The sequence below is a fragment of the Dyadobacter sandarakinus genome (genome assembly GCF_016894445.1).
Lineage (GTDB): Bacteria > Bacteroidota > Bacteroidia > Cytophagales > Spirosomataceae > Dyadobacter > Dyadobacter sandarakinus.
In genome coordinates this window covers 1571572-1587575 of the sequence record NZ_CP056775.1, presented here as the reverse complement: position 1 = coordinate 1587575, position 16004 = coordinate 1571572, and the positions used below count along the sequence as shown (strand labels likewise).

The 16004-nt window shown below is 51.2% G+C and carries 15 protein-coding genes; 8 read left to right on the top strand and 7 right to left on the bottom strand.

Annotated elements, in window-relative coordinates; translation table 11 throughout:
• Nucleotides 1–10 precede the first annotated feature (10 nt).
• The 3 genes from HWI92_RS06320 (at nt 11) to HWI92_RS06310 (ending at nt 3321) form a co-directional block, all read left to right on the top strand.
• Nucleotides 11–1027 carry an NAD-dependent epimerase/dehydratase family protein gene (locus tag HWI92_RS06320; RefSeq protein ID WP_204661716.1) on the top strand — a complete coding sequence of 339 codons (1017 nt, stop codon included), beginning with the start codon at nt 11–13 and terminating at the stop codon, nt 1025–1027.
• A gap of 48 nt (nt 1028–1075) precedes the next feature.
• A complete protein-coding gene (locus tag HWI92_RS06315; RefSeq protein WP_204661714.1) occupies nt 1076–2137 on the top strand; it encodes a dihydrodipicolinate synthase family protein in 1062 nt (353 codons plus the stop codon).
• A 164-nt stretch (nt 2138–2301) separates the two neighbouring features.
• Nucleotides 2302–3321 carry an AI-2E family transporter gene (locus HWI92_RS06310; protein ID WP_204661712.1) on the top strand — a complete coding sequence of 340 codons (1020 nt, stop codon included), beginning with the start codon at nt 2302–2304 and terminating at the stop codon, nt 3319–3321.
• A gap of 51 nt (nt 3322–3372) precedes the next feature.
• Here HWI92_RS06310 and HWI92_RS06305 read toward each other — a convergent pair whose 3' ends face one another.
• Together HWI92_RS06305 and HWI92_RS06300 are read right to left on the bottom strand one after the other, a co-directional pair.
• Nucleotides 3373–4089, bottom strand: a complete 717-nt coding sequence (locus HWI92_RS06305) for a LolA-like protein (protein WP_204661710.1) — start codon at nt 4087–4089, stop codon at nt 3373–3375.
• Nucleotides 4090–4133: 44 nt separating this feature from the next.
• Entirely contained in the window at nt 4134–6689 is a 2556-nt protein-coding gene (locus HWI92_RS06300) for a TonB-dependent receptor (protein WP_204661708.1), read from the bottom strand.
• 152 nt (nt 6690–6841) lie between these two features.
• Here HWI92_RS06300 and HWI92_RS06295 point away from each other — a divergent pair, with 152 nt between their 5' ends.
• Both HWI92_RS06295 and HWI92_RS06290 read left to right on the top strand, forming a co-directional pair.
• The gene (locus tag HWI92_RS06295) at nt 6842–8050 is read left to right on the top strand and encodes a cystathionine gamma-synthase family protein (protein WP_204661706.1); all 1209 of its coding nucleotides are present in this window, start codon (nt 6842–6844) and stop codon (nt 8048–8050) included.
• Nucleotides 8047–9537 (top strand): serine hydrolase, encoded by a 1491-nt coding sequence (locus HWI92_RS06290; RefSeq protein ID WP_229248978.1) that lies wholly within the window; start codon nt 8047–8049, stop codon nt 9535–9537. The genes HWI92_RS06295 and HWI92_RS06290 overlap by 4 nt, the downstream gene beginning before the upstream one ends.
• 82 nt (nt 9538–9619) lie before the next feature.
• On the opposite strand, the gene HWI92_RS06285 is transcribed toward HWI92_RS06290, so the two are convergent.
• Together HWI92_RS06285 and HWI92_RS06280 are read right to left on the bottom strand one after the other, a co-directional pair.
• Complete coding sequence (locus HWI92_RS06285) at nt 9620–10387, bottom strand: SDR family NAD(P)-dependent oxidoreductase (protein WP_204661704.1); 768 nt, start codon at nt 10385–10387, stop codon at nt 9620–9622.
• Between the two features lie 91 nt (nt 10388–10478).
• On the bottom strand, nt 10479–11405 hold the full coding sequence (locus HWI92_RS06280; protein WP_204661702.1) for an AraC family transcriptional regulator: 927 nt from the start codon (nt 11403–11405) through the stop codon (nt 10479–10481).
• A gap of 110 nt (nt 11406–11515) precedes the next feature.
• On the opposite strand from HWI92_RS06280, the gene HWI92_RS06275 reads away from it, so the two are divergent.
• Complete coding sequence (locus HWI92_RS06275; protein WP_229248976.1) at nt 11516–12025, top strand: PPC domain-containing DNA-binding protein; 510 nt, start codon at nt 11516–11518, stop codon at nt 12023–12025.
• A gap of 19 nt (nt 12026–12044) precedes the next feature.
• Here HWI92_RS06275 and HWI92_RS06270 read toward each other — a convergent pair whose 3' ends face one another.
• Together HWI92_RS06270 and HWI92_RS06265 are read right to left on the bottom strand one after the other, a co-directional pair.
• Nucleotides 12045–12644 carry a hypothetical protein gene (locus HWI92_RS06270; RefSeq protein ID WP_229248974.1) on the bottom strand — a complete coding sequence of 200 codons (600 nt, stop codon included), beginning with the start codon at nt 12642–12644 and terminating at the stop codon, nt 12045–12047.
• Nucleotides 12645–13448 (bottom strand): metallophosphoesterase family protein, encoded by an 804-nt coding sequence (locus HWI92_RS06265; RefSeq protein WP_229248972.1) that lies wholly within the window; start codon nt 13446–13448, stop codon nt 12645–12647. It abuts the gene before it with no gap.
• Between the two features lie 157 nt (nt 13449–13605).
• On the opposite strand from HWI92_RS06265, the gene HWI92_RS06260 reads away from it, so the two are divergent.
• The gene (locus HWI92_RS06260; protein ID WP_229248970.1) at nt 13606–14058 is read left to right on the top strand and encodes a hypothetical protein; all 453 of its coding nucleotides are present in this window, start codon (nt 13606–13608) and stop codon (nt 14056–14058) included.
• A 63-nt stretch (nt 14059–14121) separates the two neighbouring features.
• Here HWI92_RS06260 and HWI92_RS06255 read toward each other — a convergent pair whose 3' ends face one another.
• Complete coding sequence (locus tag HWI92_RS06255) at nt 14122–14373, bottom strand: hypothetical protein (RefSeq protein WP_204661698.1); 252 nt, start codon at nt 14371–14373, stop codon at nt 14122–14124.
• 683 nt (nt 14374–15056) lie between these two features.
• Between HWI92_RS06255 and HWI92_RS25255 the strand changes: the two genes are divergently transcribed.
• Nucleotides 15057–15623, top strand: coding sequence for a hypothetical protein (locus tag HWI92_RS25255; protein WP_229248968.1), 567 nt, complete (start codon nt 15057–15059; stop codon nt 15621–15623).
• Nucleotides 15624–16004: the final 381 nt, after the last annotated feature.

The window sequence follows — 16004 nt, the reverse complement described above, 5'->3', positions numbered from 1 at the left end:
TTAAGTAAAAATGATTGACATTGAAGCACTTGAAGAAAAGTGGCTCGCGCCTTCCGCTGCACTGATCGACGCTGTCAGGCAAATTGACGGCGATATCCTCATCCTGGGTGCGGGCGGTAAAATCGGACCAAGCATTGCCAGGCTTGCGCGCCGGGCATTGGACCAGTCGGGCAGCAACAAGCGTGTGATTGGCGTGTCAAGGTTCAGTGAAGAAGGCCTGGCTGCTGCACTGAATGCCGAAGGTATCGAAACGATCGTGGCCGACATCCTGGACGACGCCCAGTTGCAGGCGCTTCCCGAGGTTGGGAATGTGCTGTATCTTGCAGGCACCAAGTTCGGTACTTCTGGCAATGAGCCTTATACCTGGGCAATGAACACCTACCTGCCCGGCCGCGTCGCTGCCAAGTTCCGGAACGCACGCATCGTGGTATATTCAACCGGCAATGTGTACCCGTTTACGCCGGTACTTTCCGGTGGCGCCACCGAAGACCTTCGTCCTGATCCCGTGGGTGAGTACGGCCAGTCGTGCCTGGGGCGGGAGCGAATGTTCCAGTACTTTTCGTCGGTTTACGGTACACCCCTGCTGATTTACAGGCTCAATTATGCCATCGATTTCCGATATGGCGTGCTGCTCGAAGTGGCAAAGTCTGTGCTGGCCGGGAAGCTGGTTGACGTGACCATGGGCCATGTCAATGTAATCTGGCAGGGCGATGCCAATGAAATGGCGATCCGGTCGCTGCTGCATTGTGATACCCCGGCCAGGCTGCTCAATGTAACCGGGCCTGAAACCGTACCATTGCGCTGGCTGGCACAGGAATTCGGACGTATATTCATGATCGAACCGCAGTTTACAGGCGAGGAACAATCCACGGCTTTGCTCAGCAATGCAGCCGAGGCTTTCCGCCTTTTCGGCTATCCGCAAACAACCCTGAAACAAATGATCGGCATTACAGCCCAATGGCTGCGGGAAGGCGGGCAGACGATCAACAAGCCCACGCATTTTCAGGAGCGGAAAGGAAGATTTTAGGCTCAGGCGGAGCATGGAGGGGGTGTTTGGGTAATAAAATGTTATTATATGTTAATAGAAGATATAAAAAACCTGCTGTTCGACGGGACGGTGATACCGGCTCATCCGCTGGCGCTGAATGCTGCCTTACAGCTGGATGAGCAAAAGCAGCGCGGCCTTACGCGGTATTACATGGCCAGCGGGGCCGGCGGTATTGCCATTGGCGTACACACCACCCAGTTCGAGATCCGCGATCCGGCAGTCAACCTGTTTGAAAAAGTACTGGAAATTACCGCCGACGAAATTGCGAAAGCAGACCTGAAAAGGCCCTTCATCAAGGTGGCAGGCATATGCGGCCTTACGCCCCAGGCATCGCGTGAGGCGACGATAGCGGCAAAGCTCGGCTACGATATGGGGTTGGTCAGCATGGCGGCTTTCAGAAATGAGTCCGAATCAGAAATCATTGCACACGTAAAAACCATTGCAGGTATCATACCGGTATTCGGATTTTACCTGCAGACGGCCATTGGCGGAAGAGCATACAGCTATGATTTCTGGCGCCAGTTTGCCGAAATCCCCAATGTTTACGCCATCAAAATTGCTGCATTCAACCGCTACCAAACGCTGGACGTGGTGCGGGCTGTTGCCCACTCGTCGCGGCGGGAGGAGATCGCCCTTTATACAGGCAATGACGACAACATCGTGGCCGACCTGCTGACGCCCTACCGCTTTAACATCGACGGGCAAATGGTCGAGAAAAGATTTGTTGGCGGACTGCTCGGGCACTGGGCGGTATGGACCCTAAGTGCAGTGGAGTTGCTTGCTGCTGTGAAAAGTACGCTGGCCGGACCTGCTGCGGATGCTCTCAATATGCTGGCAACCAATGTGGCAGTGACGGACATGAATGCTGCGATCTTTGATCCGGCGCATGGATTCCATGGCTGCATTACAGGCGTGCATGAGGTACTCCGCCGGCAGGGGCTACTGGACGGCATCTGGACGCTAAACCCGGCCGAAAACCTGTCTCCCGGTCAATCCGAGGAGATCACGCGGGTCATTGAAGCCTATCCGCACCTGGTTGATGATGCATTTGTCGCTGCATTGCTTGAGAAAGAAAACAGTTTGACCTGAGCCTATTCCTAATCCTGATCGATAACCCTCTGCGCGTGTTCGTGCAGGGGGTACTTTTTTTCTGCCCGGGCGTCCTGCCGGTGATGAAGAACCAGGCTGCCTATTCCTTTTTGCAGTGGTACGGTTTTTCATAGAGGTTCGTATCCGCTACTAATCGCTTTTACATGGATATCGACTTCAACAACCGCGTCCGGCAGGTGTACTTTCTGCTGTTTGTAACCCTCATCGGGATCATTATCTTTCTTGAACTGTACATCTTTTTTCCGGGCTTCCTGGGCGCAGTTACCCTGTATATTCTTTCAAGAAAATGGTATTTCAAACTGACCGTTGGGAGAAAATGGAAGAAGGGCCTGACTGCCCTGTTGTTCATACTGGCATTTGTGATTTGTGTTGCAGCGCCGGTGTACCTTTCATTTCAGCTGTTATACAACAAGCTGAACATCCTTTTCAAGGATCCTCAGCAAATTGAAGCATTCGCCAAGTCCGTATCTTCCCAGATCCAGCAATGGACAGGGCAGGAGCTGGTAACCAAAGACCTGACGGGCAATATACAGAAAAGCCTTACCACCTTTGTTCCCCGGTTACTCAACAGTTCCGCCACCATAATGGGTAACTTCTTCATGATCCTGTTTCTGGCATTTTTCATGTTTGTCAATGGTGTGGAAATGGAAAAAACACTGCAGGAATACATTCCATTGCGGCAGCAGAACATAGACCGCCTTGCCGACGAGACCAACATGATGGTGCGTGCCAGTGCCATCGGTATCCCTGTTATTTCCATTATTCAGGGACTTTGCGCTGCGGTGGGTTACTGGATTTTCGGGGTAAAAGACGTGGTGTTGCTGGGATTTATGACGGGGATCTTCGCCTTTTTCCCGGTGGTCGGTACCGCTGTGATCTGGTTGCCTTTGGTGATTTTTCTGTTCTCATCAGGTGAAAGCGGCAAGGCGATCGGGCTGGCGATTTATAGTGTGGTAGTAACCGGCAACATTGATTATGTCGCCCGCATCACACTTTTGAAAAAGATCGGCGACATTCACCCGATCACCACCATTCTCGGGCTGATCGTCGGGCTGAAACTGTTCGGCTTCTGGGGCTTCATCTTCGGTCCGCTGCTGATCAGCTATTTCTTGCTCCTCATCCGGATTTACCGCAGCGAGTTCGGTCCCACGAAGGCCGCGTAGCACAAAAAAAGCCCTCCCCGTAAGAGGAGGGCTCGTAATATTTCTCAAAACCTACTTCACCGGCCGCTTGAACAAATTGGCATCCACCGGTGCATTTACCACGATTTTGTTGGTCAGGAATGATATGGTACCCGCTTGCGGATTGGTGATTTCCATTGAATTCGGAAACTTCACGCCGTCCACTTCCTTGTAGTCGGTGAAGTCGATCTCTCCATCCTGACCGTCCATTGAAACTTTGATCTTGGATATCAGGTAAGTATTTGCGTCCAGAAACTCATCCATAGACATACCCTCCTTACTGGTTACTTTCAGGTGATAAACATCTTTTTTATCTACTTTTTCCTTGCCCACCAGCTCTACCTGGTTGCCTTTTTCCTTATAGTTGACAAGCCCCCCGAACGGATCCACTGAGCTTAGCTGCTGTTTCAGCTGGGCTGCGGGCATATCCTCCGGCTCGCCGGTACCGCCCATCATCGTCGGCCGCACCATCCAGCCTTTTGCGTCATCCACTACCTGGATCATCGTATTGCCCATCACGGTGGATTCCGTCCGCACCGATTTGCCTACTACAATGGTTGTCTTCGTCGGGATTTCCATACCCTGCACGGCCAGCGACCGTTCGGTAACCAGGGTGTTTACGGCCTTGATCTTATCCATGCCGCCAAGCGCAGCAACGTGCTTGGCAACAATCTCGTCGACGGTTTGGGCGTAACTACCAACAGAAATGCAGGTAGCAGTAAGCAAGGCAATGAGTTTGTTCGTCTTCATCTGGTATGTGGTTTGTTAAAAGGTGGTTCTTAAACTGGTTCTTACTACTGGCGTCCGCCTCCTGGCTGACCGCCCTGTGTACCGCTACCCTGGGTGCCGCCTTCGCTTTTTACGTCGTCGTTATTTACCGATTTGGCTTTTCTGCGGGGCGCATCCATCGTCATTTTTCCGATTTTATAGGTAAATGTGAGTCGCAGGCCGCGGTTGTACAGGTATACATTATTTACCTGGTTAAACTGAATCGAGTTCAGCTCCGTACGCATTCTGAACCTTCTTGTAAGAAAGTTTTCCGCAGCCAATCCGATACTCGCTTTCTTGTTGGCAAATTCTTTCTTCGCGCCCACGGTATAGAATCCGAATCCGCCCTGCTTTCCCTGCAGCTGGATCTGGGTTCCCTGCATAAAACCGAATGCCTGAGCCGCCCAGCCATTGTTGAAGGTAGCCTGTGCAAACATCCCCCCGCTGATATTGATACCATCGTTGGTCAGCTCCTCGGGAGTACCATTCTGAGCCGTCGTCTGCCCGGTGAGGATGGTGTAAAAACCATTGGCAAAAATCCCGAAGTTGATTTTGGAGGTCGCCGCAATGTTGGCAAACAGGTTTACGCCGTACGCATGCTGCCGCCCGATGTTTTCATAAGTGGTGATGATCGCACCTTCCAGGGTATCCGACGGCTGGCGCACCTGGGTGATCGCATTGTTAGTTACCCGCCCGAAAAATGTCGCATTTACAAAGGTTTTTTTGATGTTTTTACTTAAACCCACCTCAAAGTTGTTGGTCAGCTCGGGACGCAGCTCGGGATTACCGATCGTAATGTTCTGCGGATTGGCTGCATTGAAGTTGGGGTTCAGCTGCTGCAGGCCCGGCCGCTGGATACGGCGGTTATAGGCCAGCTTCACCGTAGTACCCTTGAAAGTCTTCGATGCGTTGACACTCGGTACCAGCACGCCATAGTTGCCTACACCCACCACGCCTTCATTGGTGCTTGCATCAATAAACGTATGTTCGTACCGCAGTCCACCCTTGATCGTATACCGTTTTTTGGTTGTATAAGTATAAGATGTATACCCTGCGGCGATGTTCTGGTGGTATTCCAGGTCGCCGGAAGGCTGATCGGTTTCAGGTACATAGCCCCCGGTATTTTCCGCAATCAGGTAGCGGTAGCTGCTGTTTACCTGTCTGAAAATGCCTTTTCCGCCAAATTCGATCAGCTGGTTTTTTCTGATCGGTGTCTGGTAGTCACTCTGAAAAGTAAACTCCTGGTTGATGTTGTCGTTCAGGTTCCGCTGGCGGTTGGTGATTTCACTGCTGCCATTGAGCAGGTCGGCATCAAAGTTGTTCTTCAGATCGTTGCGGCTGTACAGGGTCGAAATGCTCCATTCCTGCTGCGGCTTGAAAGTATGCAGGTAGTCGAGGTTCACATCCACCGTACCCGAAAGGTTCTTGGCCTCCACATTCCTGCCCGATGTTTCGTCCAGCGACCCGTTATTATAGATTCTTGTGATTAGGTCCTGCTGGCTCGTGAAGTTGCGCACGCCGTATTTTACACCCGCCGTAATACTCTGGTTCTTGGCCAGGTCATAGTCAAAACCCAGATTATAATTCCCGAACAGGCCCCGGCTGCTTCCATCTCCTGTCTGGTTGGTCAGGGTAGTCAGGTCGTTCACCACACTTGTCTGGTCGAGGGTAGTGCGCGTCACGGTGTTGTAATTAGCCCGTCCGAATCCCCCGAGCGTAAATCCTGCCTTCCCTTTCCGGTACCCGCCGTTCAGTGACAGGATGGAGCCCCGGTTACCCACGCCCGAATCAAGGTTCAGATTAAGCCCCTGCAGACTGTTTTTCTTGGTAATAATGTTGATGATACCTCCCGATCCTTCCGCATCATACTTCGCCGACGGGCTCGTGATCACCTCTACCGATTTGATCTGGTCCGCCGGAATTTGCTTCATGGCATCCGCCACACTGTTGGCGATGATCGTACTGGGCTTGTTGTTGATGAGGACGCGGATGTTCTGGCTCCCGCGAAGGGATACGTTTCCGTCCAGGTCTACCGTGAGCAGGGGTACCTTACGCAGCACATCCGTGGCATCGCCGCCTTTTGCAGTGATGTCTTTCTCCGCATTGTAAACCAGCCGGTCCACTTTTTCCTCGATCAATGCAGCCTGTCCCGTAACGGTTACCTCGTTCAGTGTCCTGGTATTCGACGATAGCTGAACTGTACCCAGGTTCAGTTCCTGGCCTTTCGCCAGTTTGATATTACCAAGTGTTTTATTGGCATAACCGATAAACGAAATGAGGATTCGGTACTGACCCTCAGGTATTTTGCTGAGCTCAAACTTGCCCTTATCGTCCGCTACGGTACCGTCTACCGCCTGGTTTGACTGGGTATTATAAAGCGCAATGCTGGCAAACTCAATCCCTTTGGCCGAAGCAGAGTCTGCGATGGTGCCGGTGATCTTCGAGCTGCCTTTGGGGCTCTGGTCTCCGGCAGTGCCCGGAATGGCCTTGGGCTGCGTAGTTCCGCCTGCGGGAAACTGCGCAAGTACAGGCGTCATGCAGGTGATGAAGAGGGCAAGAATGGCTGGCAGAAATTTTTTCATTTTCAAGAATTGCTTTTTGATCGCATAAAGATGCCGGATCGCCGGTACAGGATGAATAAATTATTGATAAAGGCGGTATTTGAGAGGATGGATGCGGGCTGCGGGCCGATAAAGTGTTTATATTGGTTTTTGTTAAACCATCATCAGGCTTTATGGGTTATTCCGGACTTCAGAAAGGTACCGTCTCCGTTTGGGGCGGTGAAACCGAGCGTTTTTATAAGGGTGCCACGACGGTACCCGTTGTGCAAAGTGTGGCATTCTCTTACGGCGATCCGGACGAGTGGTATGAGGTAGCCACCGGCCGGGCCGAAGGCTACATTTACAGTCGCAATACCAACCCGACCGTGCGCGTGCTCGAAGAAAAGATCAGGGCACTGGAAGGTGCGGAAGCCGCGACTTCTTTTTCCACGGGTATGGGCGCCATCAGCAACACCCTATGGGCACTGCTCGGGCCGGGCAAAAGGGTGGTAACGATCAAAGATACATACGGTGGCGCAAGCCGCCTTTTTCTTGATTTTTTGCCGGCTTACGGCATTGAGGTGACCCTTTGCGAGACCGGTAACCATGAAGAAATGGAAGCCGAAATTGCGCGGGGATGCGACTTGGTTTATCTTGAAACCCCTACCAATCCCACGCTCAAAGTCGTCGATGTAGCCCGGCTTTCACTGGCTGCACGTACAGCCGGGGCAGTTACGGTCGTGGACAATACTTTTGCAACCCCCATTAACCAGAATCCCCTGAGCCTGGGCGCCGACCTGGTTATCCATAGTGCTACCAAGTTCCTGTGCGGGCATTCTGATGCGATGGGCGGCCTGCTTTGCGGCAAGGCAGCTTTGGTGCAGAAGGTGTATGGATTCAGGGAAATCAATGGAGCCAGCTTGCAGGGCGACCCTGCCTACATGATCCTGAGGGGTATGAAGACGCTCGAACTCCGCATTGAGCGTCAGAATGCGTCGGCGATGCAGGTCGCGCAGTACCTGCTCGCACACCCCGCTGTCGAAAACGTATTTTATCCCGGCCTGCCGTCCCATCATGGTTATGAGGTGGCCAGCACACAGATGTCGGGCTACGGAGGGGTACTTAGCTTTGCATTAAAAGGAGGGTACGATGCTGTAAAAGCATTTTTACCCAAACTCAGACTCGTGCACCTGGCCGCCAGCCTGGGGTCCGTAAGTACCCTTGCGGGCCCGCCGCGCACCACCAGCCACGTGGAGCTCACGGAGGAGCAGCGTGCATTGCTGGGTATTCCGGAGAGCCTCATCAGGTACTCGGTCGGCATTGAGAATGTACAGGATCTCATCGCTGATCTCGGTCAGGCACTGGCTGTCCTGTCAGCACCACCAACCCCGGAAGTGCGATGAGAAAGTTGCTTTTTGCCGCGGCGTTTATGGCTTTACCGGCATTTTCTTTTGCACAGATCAACATTACAAAAGCACACATTGCAGCGTACGACCAGTACGTGGAGGAGGTAAGAAAAGACTGGGAAGTGCCCGGCCTCGCCATGACAATTGTCAAAGACGGCAAGGTGATCCTTAAAAAAGGGTATGGTGTGCGGGAACTCGGAAAGCCTGAGCCTGTGGACACGATGACCCTTTTTGCCTGCGCATCCACGACCAAGGCAATGACCGTCACACTGCTGGGCATGCTGGTGGACGAAGGAAGGCTGCGCTGGAATGATCCGGTGCAGAAGTTCCTCCCGGAGTTACAGCTGTACGACCCCTATGTGTCGCGGGAGGTCACCATCCGCGATCTTCTTGTGCACAATACCGGCGTGGGCGGAACGGATTATTTTACAGGCGCCATGCAGATTCCGGTTGCCGAGATGATCCGGCGGATGCCCCTGGTGAAGCCTTCGTATAGTTTCAGGGATGGATTTGTGTATCAGAATATCATGTATTCCTTTGCAGGCCGCATCATTGAGCGTATAACCGGTAAAACCTGGGCGGAGGTGATCAGGGAGCGTATTTTCCTGCCCCTGCACATGGATGGTACCGCAGCCAAGCGAGGACTGGCCAAAAGCGCCAACATGACCCGGCCACACTTCCGCATGGAGGATACGATTCGTGTGATCCCGTATGGGCCCGACAGTGAGATCGGGTCGGCAGGGGCCGTGTGGTCCAATGCGGAGGATATCGGCAAGTGGGTGATCAGCATGCTCGACAGCAGCAGGTACGATGGAGGCAGGCTCCTGAAGCCGGGTACCTGGACGGAGATTTTCCAGCCGCAGACATACTTCCCGGCAGATGAGTACCCCACCATGCAACTCGTAAAGCCTGCCTGGCGAACCTACGCCCTAGGGTGGTACCAGCACGATTACAAAGGCAGGAAGCTCAACTTCCATACCGGCAGCCTGGGTGGACTCACGGCCATTACGGCCCAGCTGCCGGAAGAAGGCCTGGGCATTTTCATCTTCGGCAACCTGGACCATGCGGAGGCGCGGCACGTGCTGATGTACAAGGCGCTCGACTGGTTTGCATTGGGTGGAGACCGGGATTGGAACAGTGAGATAAAAGCCCTCTATGAAGATCTTTCCGTAAAAAACGCACGCCAGACCATTGCATTTGAATCCAGAAGACAGGCGGATACCAAGCCGTCACTGCCGCTTGACAAGTATGCCGGCAGGTATCGGAGTGCATTGTACGGCGAGGCCGAAGTAGTGGTCAAAGGAGATGCATTGTACTTCAATGTCAACAATTTTTTGAGGGCTACTTTGCCGCACTGGGAGTACGACAGCTTTTATGGCGTCCAGGAAAAAACCTGGAATGGCAAAGTCATGGCAAGGTTTACCCTGTCACAGGATGGAAGCGTGCGGGAACTGGTTTTTGGAGGAATGTCCTTCGGGAGGTAGTTTTTTCATACATAAAAAAGAGCGGTTGCACTGGCAGGTACAATCGCTCTTTTTGTGGTTAAAGACGTCGGTACAATGCCGGTTACAGCACCATTCCGCCGGAAACTTCAATACGCTGGGCATTGATCCACCTGGCGTCCCCGGTACAAAGAAAAGCCACCACGCCGCCAATGTCATCCGGCCGGCCCACACGGCCCAGCGCTGTAACCGACGCAATATGCTGGTTGACCTGCTCATTGTCCCGAACCACACCGCCACCAAAATCTGTTTCAATCGCACCCGGCGCCACTATATTCACCCGTATGCCCCTGCTTCCAAGCTCTTTGGCCTGGTAGCGCGTGAGTACCTCCATGCCGCCTTTCATGGCAGCGTAAGCGGAGTAACCGGGCATTACGAACCGCGCGAGACCGGTAGAAATATTAACAATCCCGCCGCCGTCATGGAGCACCGGCAGCAACTGCTGCGTTAAAAAGAACGGGCCTTTGAGCTGAATGTTCAGGAGGGTATCAAACTGCTCTTCACTGGTTTCAGCAAAGGAAGCATTGATGCCGATCCCTGCATTGTTGATCAGATAATCAATCCCATCAGCATCAAAAGTGGTGTTCAATGTCTCTTTCAGGTCATTGCTAAATGTGGCGAAGCTTGCACTTTTGGAAACATCCAGCTGCAGGGCGGCTGCTTTTCGCCCGAGGGCTGCGATTTCCGCTACGGTAGCCTCTGCTTCTTCTTTCTTACTGTTATAGGTGACGATGACGTCGAGCCCTTTTTCGGCGATACGGATCGCCATTTCTTTACCTAATCCACGGCTTCCCCCTGTCACGAGGGCAATTTTGCTGCTTGCTGTACTCATTTGTTTTTTGTTTTTAGTAGGGTACAAATGTGCAGCAAGGATCAGGCCCCGCAGTTACAAATCCGCCACAATTGATTGCAAAATCGCAAGGTCAGCCGGGCTGATGCATGCGACGGTAGCTCGCAGGGGTATGTGCGGCATTTTTCTTGAAATAATTACTGAAATGGGCCGCCTCCGCAAACCCGAGTGCAAATGCAATTTCCTTCGAAGACAGGCTGGTGTTGCGGAGCAGCGTTTTGGCTTCTGCAATAGTTTTTTCGGTAATCCATGCGCTGATGGTCTTGCCGGTTTTGTTCCTGATCACGCTGCCGAGGTAGGTGACATTGAGGTTTTGCATATCGGCATAATCCTGCGGCCGCAGCGTACGGTCGGTTTTGCCCTCACTTAGCTCGCGAAAGTGCATTTCAAGATTTTCACGGAAAGTTTTGACGATTTGCGAACTGCGGCGGCCCTCGTCGATGGGGTCATAGTCCAGCCAGAAGTGCTCTTTGATTTTAAGTAAAAGTACAACCAGCAGATTGGCGATAATGCGCTTACGGAGCACCGAGGTGCCATCATATTCCTCCTCGATCTGGTTTGTCAGCTTTTCAAACGCTTCGAATGTGTCCGGGTCCAGGATCTTTGGCCGTACAGTTTCGGCGAGCAGGAAAGGGAATTCCGTAAAGATATCCGCATGTACATTCTCCTTCAGAAAAGCTTCTGTAAAGGTGACAATGCATGCATCGGAGGGTTCGAGCCACTCAAACGATTTGAAGTGGCCGGGGTTGGTGAAATAAACAGTGCCTGCTCCGAATGGAAATGTACGATCATCCGTGGTATAGCTGCCCCTTCCGTTTTTTACAAACAAAAATGAAAAATAACCTGTCCGGAAACCCGGCGAGCGGTAGGGCAGGGGCATTTGCATTTCACTTACCTGGCTGATGGTAAAACCAAAGTCCGGATCCAGTTTGGTGACGGGCGCACCCACCGCCGCGTATAGGTCGTACAGGCTCTGAAAGGTTAGTATCGGTTCCGGCATGAAAGGATTGTTAATGTTGATCAAATTTAAACAGTCGCTGCCACGATGGTAGCGTGCGTTGGGCATAATTGTTTAATGTTTTGTAAAAAATCAGCAACAAACAAACTCCCATGAAGCCGGTCATTAATTTTCTGTTTGGCTCAGCCCTGGCCATGATGGCCAATCAGGGTCACGCCCAGGCTTCCAAGGAGCCACAAAAACGGTTTGTAAAAACACCGACCGGGTACCTGATGGTACTCCGCCAGGGTGATGACGTACTCGCACAGATCGAGTCACTGGCACGCACCGAAAAAATCCCTTCGGCTAACTTTACCGGGATGGGGTTTGTGAATGTACAGTTTGGCTACTTCAATTTTAAAACCAAGGCGTATGAGCCCAAAGACTTCAAAAATGTCGAGCTGGCAAGTATGACCGGATCCATTGCCTGGCAGGACAACAAGGTTTCGCTGCATACGCACGGCATCGTGACCGATAAGAAATTCAATGCATTCGGAGGGCATATGCTGGGTGCTACGGTTGGTACCGGCTCTGTGGAGATTATGGTGGTGGTACACGACCGCCAGCTCGAACGTGTGATGGAAGAGCCGCTGGGCGCCAATGTGCTGAGCCTTGAACCCTGACCTTCCGGGCAGCAGCCTGTCAGAAACCAAATTTCAGACCGAGGGATAAGCTTGTGATTTCGGGCAGGCTAAGGAAGTGCGTATTCTGTACATAGCTGATCATCAGCAGGTCGTAGGAACCCACCTCGTAGTAAAACTCAAGATTTCGCCTTTGCCCGTTCAGCTTTACATCTTTTCCAACCTTTCCGCCAATGTATGCGCCGGCCCGTACTGCCGTAGCCCACCAGTAGTAACCTTTGGGATAGTACGACGGCCACTTGGTATCGAATTGTGGCCCGAAGGTGTGACTCAGGTACGGCCCGATTGAAAACGGTACAATGTACGCATGATCCCGCAGGTGAATGCGCCAGGGTGAGTACGTCGTCTTCGCAGTAACGGTTATCAGCGCATCGCCACCGTACTTCATCGGCAGAAAGCCGAAAAGGAAATCGGTTTCCAGTGTTTTGTTCCGGGAAATGTAGCCCGGCCCGCTCGACATGAAGCCGATGTTTCCTGCAAACTGCAGTTTGATGTGGTCGGGCAGGTACCATTTTCTTCTGGTCGGCTCAGGCAGGTCGGTTTGTGCCGCGAGGGGAAGTGCGTACAGGAACCCTGCAAGGAGGAGTAGTTTTTTCATCATTTAAAATTCAACACGCTGTACATCATACCCGCCTTTCCAGACCGTCACCAGCATGTAGCCGCGGGCACCCACCGTAGTCGTAACAAAATAGTGGACACCATCATTGTAGTACTCTCCGTCGCTGAATGAGTGGTTGTGGCCGTAGAGGCTCATCTTCACATTTGGATCGTCCCCGAGGATTTTTGCATAGGTTTGTTCAAGATTAGGGTCGAAGTCGGCCGCATAGGGAGGAATGTGCGCAATGACGATCGCATCCTTGTTCCCGGGATTGTCCGCCACCTGCCCCCGAAGCCAGTTTACGTCCGGTACCGTGCCGTCGAATGCATACTCGCGGGAATTGGTATTCACAAAAATGAACTTGTGCCCGCTGAATTCGAACGAGTAGTCGGGTGGTCCGTACATTTTCCGGTAAGCGGCCAGTCCGTTTGCAATTTTGTCGTGGTTGCCCATGGCAGTTACATAGGGATATTTGAGGCGCGTCATGATCTCGTGCACCCATTTGAACTCGGCCGTCAGCCCGAAGTCCGAAATATCGCCGGCGTGAATGACGAAGGAAACGCCAGGCTGGTTATTGGCACTTTTTACAAAATCTTCCGTCTCATCGTACCAGCGCTGCGTATCGCCCATCAGGATAAACTTTAGCGTATCCTGCTCAGGCAATTCCAGTATTTTTTCAATGTTGTGAAAGTTGATGTCACGCTCATCATGTCCAAAAACAAGCTGGTTCGGATTGTACTGAAAAAGGTCGTCGCATGACAGCAGGAGTGGGGCAATCAGGACAAGAAGAAAAGGAGAGATTCTCAAAACATTGCGGATTTAATGACATGTAACCACCTTCGTTCAACTGTTTTCCAAAGGGTATAATTCCTGAAAGTGTGTTAAAATTTGCCGCAGAGGGCCATTTCGGCCGAGGCACGATTTTTTGAAATTTGTTTTGACATATAAAACATGAGATATGAAAATGAAAACTATAGTCGGCGCCCTGGTACTGACTTTCACTACAATGACGCTGTTTGCACAGGTTGTTTCAAAGGATTCGCTGAATAATCTGAAACAGCGTAAAGACGCCATTGAGGTGAATAAGAAGCTGACTGACAACAAGCTCGAACTGGCCAAACTGGAAAATGAAGTAGCGAAGAAAACCGCGGAGGCGGATAAAACTGCGGACCAGGCACAGAAGTCGGCCGACGAAAACCGCAAGAATGCAGAGCGGCTCGGACGTGACCCGCAGGATCGCAAGCTGGCCCGCAAAGCAGGCAAAAGTGCCAGTACTGCCCAGCGTGATGCAAAAAAAGCACGCAAGGCATCGGAGAGCCTGGAAAAACTAAGAAAAGACATCGAGTCGCTCCGGGGTAAGATTTCCGACGACGAAGCAAAGCTGGCCTCCATGCCTGGTTACATGCCAAATAACTAGTAGAGCAGCTACCAGCAGAAATGGATGAAAGCCGGTACCGGAAGGTACCGGCTTTTTTGTTGCTCAGCGCAGGGTACCGGGTGGCGTGGAAAGTACGAGGTGTTTCCTGGTCTTGCCCGACAACGCGGCTGATGCTGCCGGCTGAGCTGCCGGCTCACTGATGATCGTTTCGGACTTCCATGGCATGTTCATGGCATACGAACCCTGGCCGCATGCACTGATGGATAAGATGTACGTAATGACTGCCAGTATGCTTCGCAGTGATATTGCATTCAGTACGCAGCACGCAGGCAGGGAAGAGGGTAATTTTTTCATGGCTAACAGACCATCAGGAATTGGTGCATCCGGTATCCTGATGTCGTGTGCAAAGGTGCGGGTTACAAGCCTTGGTTTGCCTACGTAAAGAGGTTGAAAAACTACGGGAAACGGATTTTAGTTAATGGTTGAAAAAAGAAGGATCAACTGCGAAGACTCCTCCCTCAGGAATGGCCATAATACTAAAAGTAGTAAGCATGTAAAACTTGTATTATTAGTAGATCAGGTTAGTAGAGTATTAGTGTGACAGGTCTTTATCTGTTAAAATCAAATTGCCGATTTTCAGCTCCAAAGTGAGATAATGAGCTAAATTCTGCATTCCGGAGCCTGTTTTGTGTGCATACACAGAAAATATAATTTTTTAAGCATTTTCTAAGCTTTAATATTTGGAGGTGACAATACTTTATTTCTATTTTTGTCATGTAAATACATCAACAGGAAAATATAACATCTGTGAGCGTATCGAGACCAATGACTGACACACTTTTAAGGCTCCCGTTCACAGCGGTTTTACAGATATCAAAAGGGCGTGAGCTCTTCCTCTTTTCAGCTCAGAAGACAACGGTTTTATAGCCGGTCGGCCTGCGCTATTATGCGGTGGGAAAATCTTTTTTAATTTATGCCGGCAAGTTCTTGTCGGCATAATTTTTTATCAGGGTTGTACGAATCAACAAATGAAAATCATGAGTACGACTAAAGAAAAAACCGCAAAAAGTACTTCCGCTAAATCGGCAGACAGCAAGAGCAAATCAGCCGATACCAAAAGCAAATCAGCCGATACAAAAAGTAAATCTGACGACAGCAAAAGCAAGGCAGCAGAGACCAAAAGCAAGGCTGATGACAGCAAAAGCAAGTCTGCGGAGACAAAAAGCAAAGCCAGCGAGAGCAAAAGCAAAGACAGCGACACAAAAGCTAAATCTGCCAGCAGTAAAAGCAAATCCGGCGATTCAAAAAGCAAATCGGGGGATTCGCATTCACACGCTACCACAGACCACGATGAGATCAAGCAATGGATTGAAAGCCGCGGCGGTAAGCCTTCCACTGTGAAAGGAACCGGTAAAAAAGGAGATGAAGCCGGCATCCTGCGGGTAGACTTCCCGGGCTACTCGGGTGAAGACAAGCTTGAAGAAATTGAATGGGACGAGTTTTTTGAAAAATTCGAAGCCAGTGAACTTGAATTCCTGTACCAGGACAAAACAGCAGACGGAAAGGAAAGCCGCTTCAACAAGTTCGTGGCTCGCTCCAAATAACATTATTACACACTAGCAAACAGGCCGCAGCAATGCGGCTTTTTTGTTTGAATAAGAATACGAATTGGTGATTAGCCTAATGAAACGAACAGGAAAGGCAGTGTCGGATAAAGTGAGATTTGAAGCGCTGCCGATTTATTGGATTACACCGCTGATTCGTGCGGAAATTGCAAAAAAAGAAGCCTGACCAAACGGACAGGCTCTTTAACTATGGAGAATATGAAATGACTAGTGTGTGTATAGCAATAGTGTGTGCCTCACATTCGCTTGTATCTACTTGCACAAACAAAGCACAAGGATCACTGCTTTTCAAAACCGATGATTGACTGGTTGGTTGCAATGAGCAACCGGCATTAACTTTTTATTAAGTCCGGGATTTGA

Coding starts and splice junctions, on each gene's coding strand:
- HWI92_RS06320 (WP_204661716.1), top strand. CDS start 11: ATGATTGACATTGAAGCACTTGAAGAAAAGTGGCTCGCGCCTTCCGCT.
- HWI92_RS06315 (WP_204661714.1), top strand. CDS start 1,076: ATGTTAATAGAAGATATAAAAAACCTGCTGTTCGACGGGACGGTGATA.
- HWI92_RS06310 (WP_204661712.1), top strand. CDS start 2,302: ATGGATATCGACTTCAACAACCGCGTCCGGCAGGTGTACTTTCTGCTG.
- HWI92_RS06305 (WP_204661710.1), bottom strand. CDS start 4,089: ATGAAGACGAACAAACTCATTGCCTTGCTTACTGCTACCTGCATTTCT.
- HWI92_RS06300 (WP_204661708.1), bottom strand. CDS start 6,689: ATGAAAAAATTTCTGCCAGCCATTCTTGCCCTCTTCATCACCTGCATG.
- HWI92_RS06295 (WP_204661706.1), top strand. CDS start 6,842: ATGGGTTATTCCGGACTTCAGAAAGGTACCGTCTCCGTTTGGGGCGGT.
- HWI92_RS06290 (WP_229248978.1), top strand. CDS start 8,047: ATGAGAAAGTTGCTTTTTGCCGCGGCGTTTATGGCTTTACCGGCATTT.
- HWI92_RS06285 (WP_204661704.1), bottom strand. CDS start 10,387: ATGAGTACAGCAAGCAGCAAAATTGCCCTCGTGACAGGGGGAAGCCGT.
- HWI92_RS06280 (WP_204661702.1), bottom strand. CDS start 11,405: ATGCCGGAACCGATACTAACCTTTCAGAGCCTGTACGACCTATACGCG.
- HWI92_RS06275 (WP_229248976.1), top strand. CDS start 11,516: ATGAAGCCGGTCATTAATTTTCTGTTTGGCTCAGCCCTGGCCATGATG.
- HWI92_RS06270 (WP_229248974.1), bottom strand. CDS start 12,644: ATGATGAAAAAACTACTCCTCCTTGCAGGGTTCCTGTACGCACTTCCC.
- HWI92_RS06260 (WP_229248970.1), top strand. CDS start 13,606: ATGAAAACTATAGTCGGCGCCCTGGTACTGACTTTCACTACAATGACG.
- HWI92_RS06255 (WP_204661698.1), bottom strand. CDS start 14,373: ATGAAAAAATTACCCTCTTCCCTGCCTGCGTGCTGCGTACTGAATGCA.
- HWI92_RS25255 (WP_229248968.1), top strand. CDS start 15,057: ATGAGTACGACTAAAGAAAAAACCGCAAAAAGTACTTCCGCTAAATCG.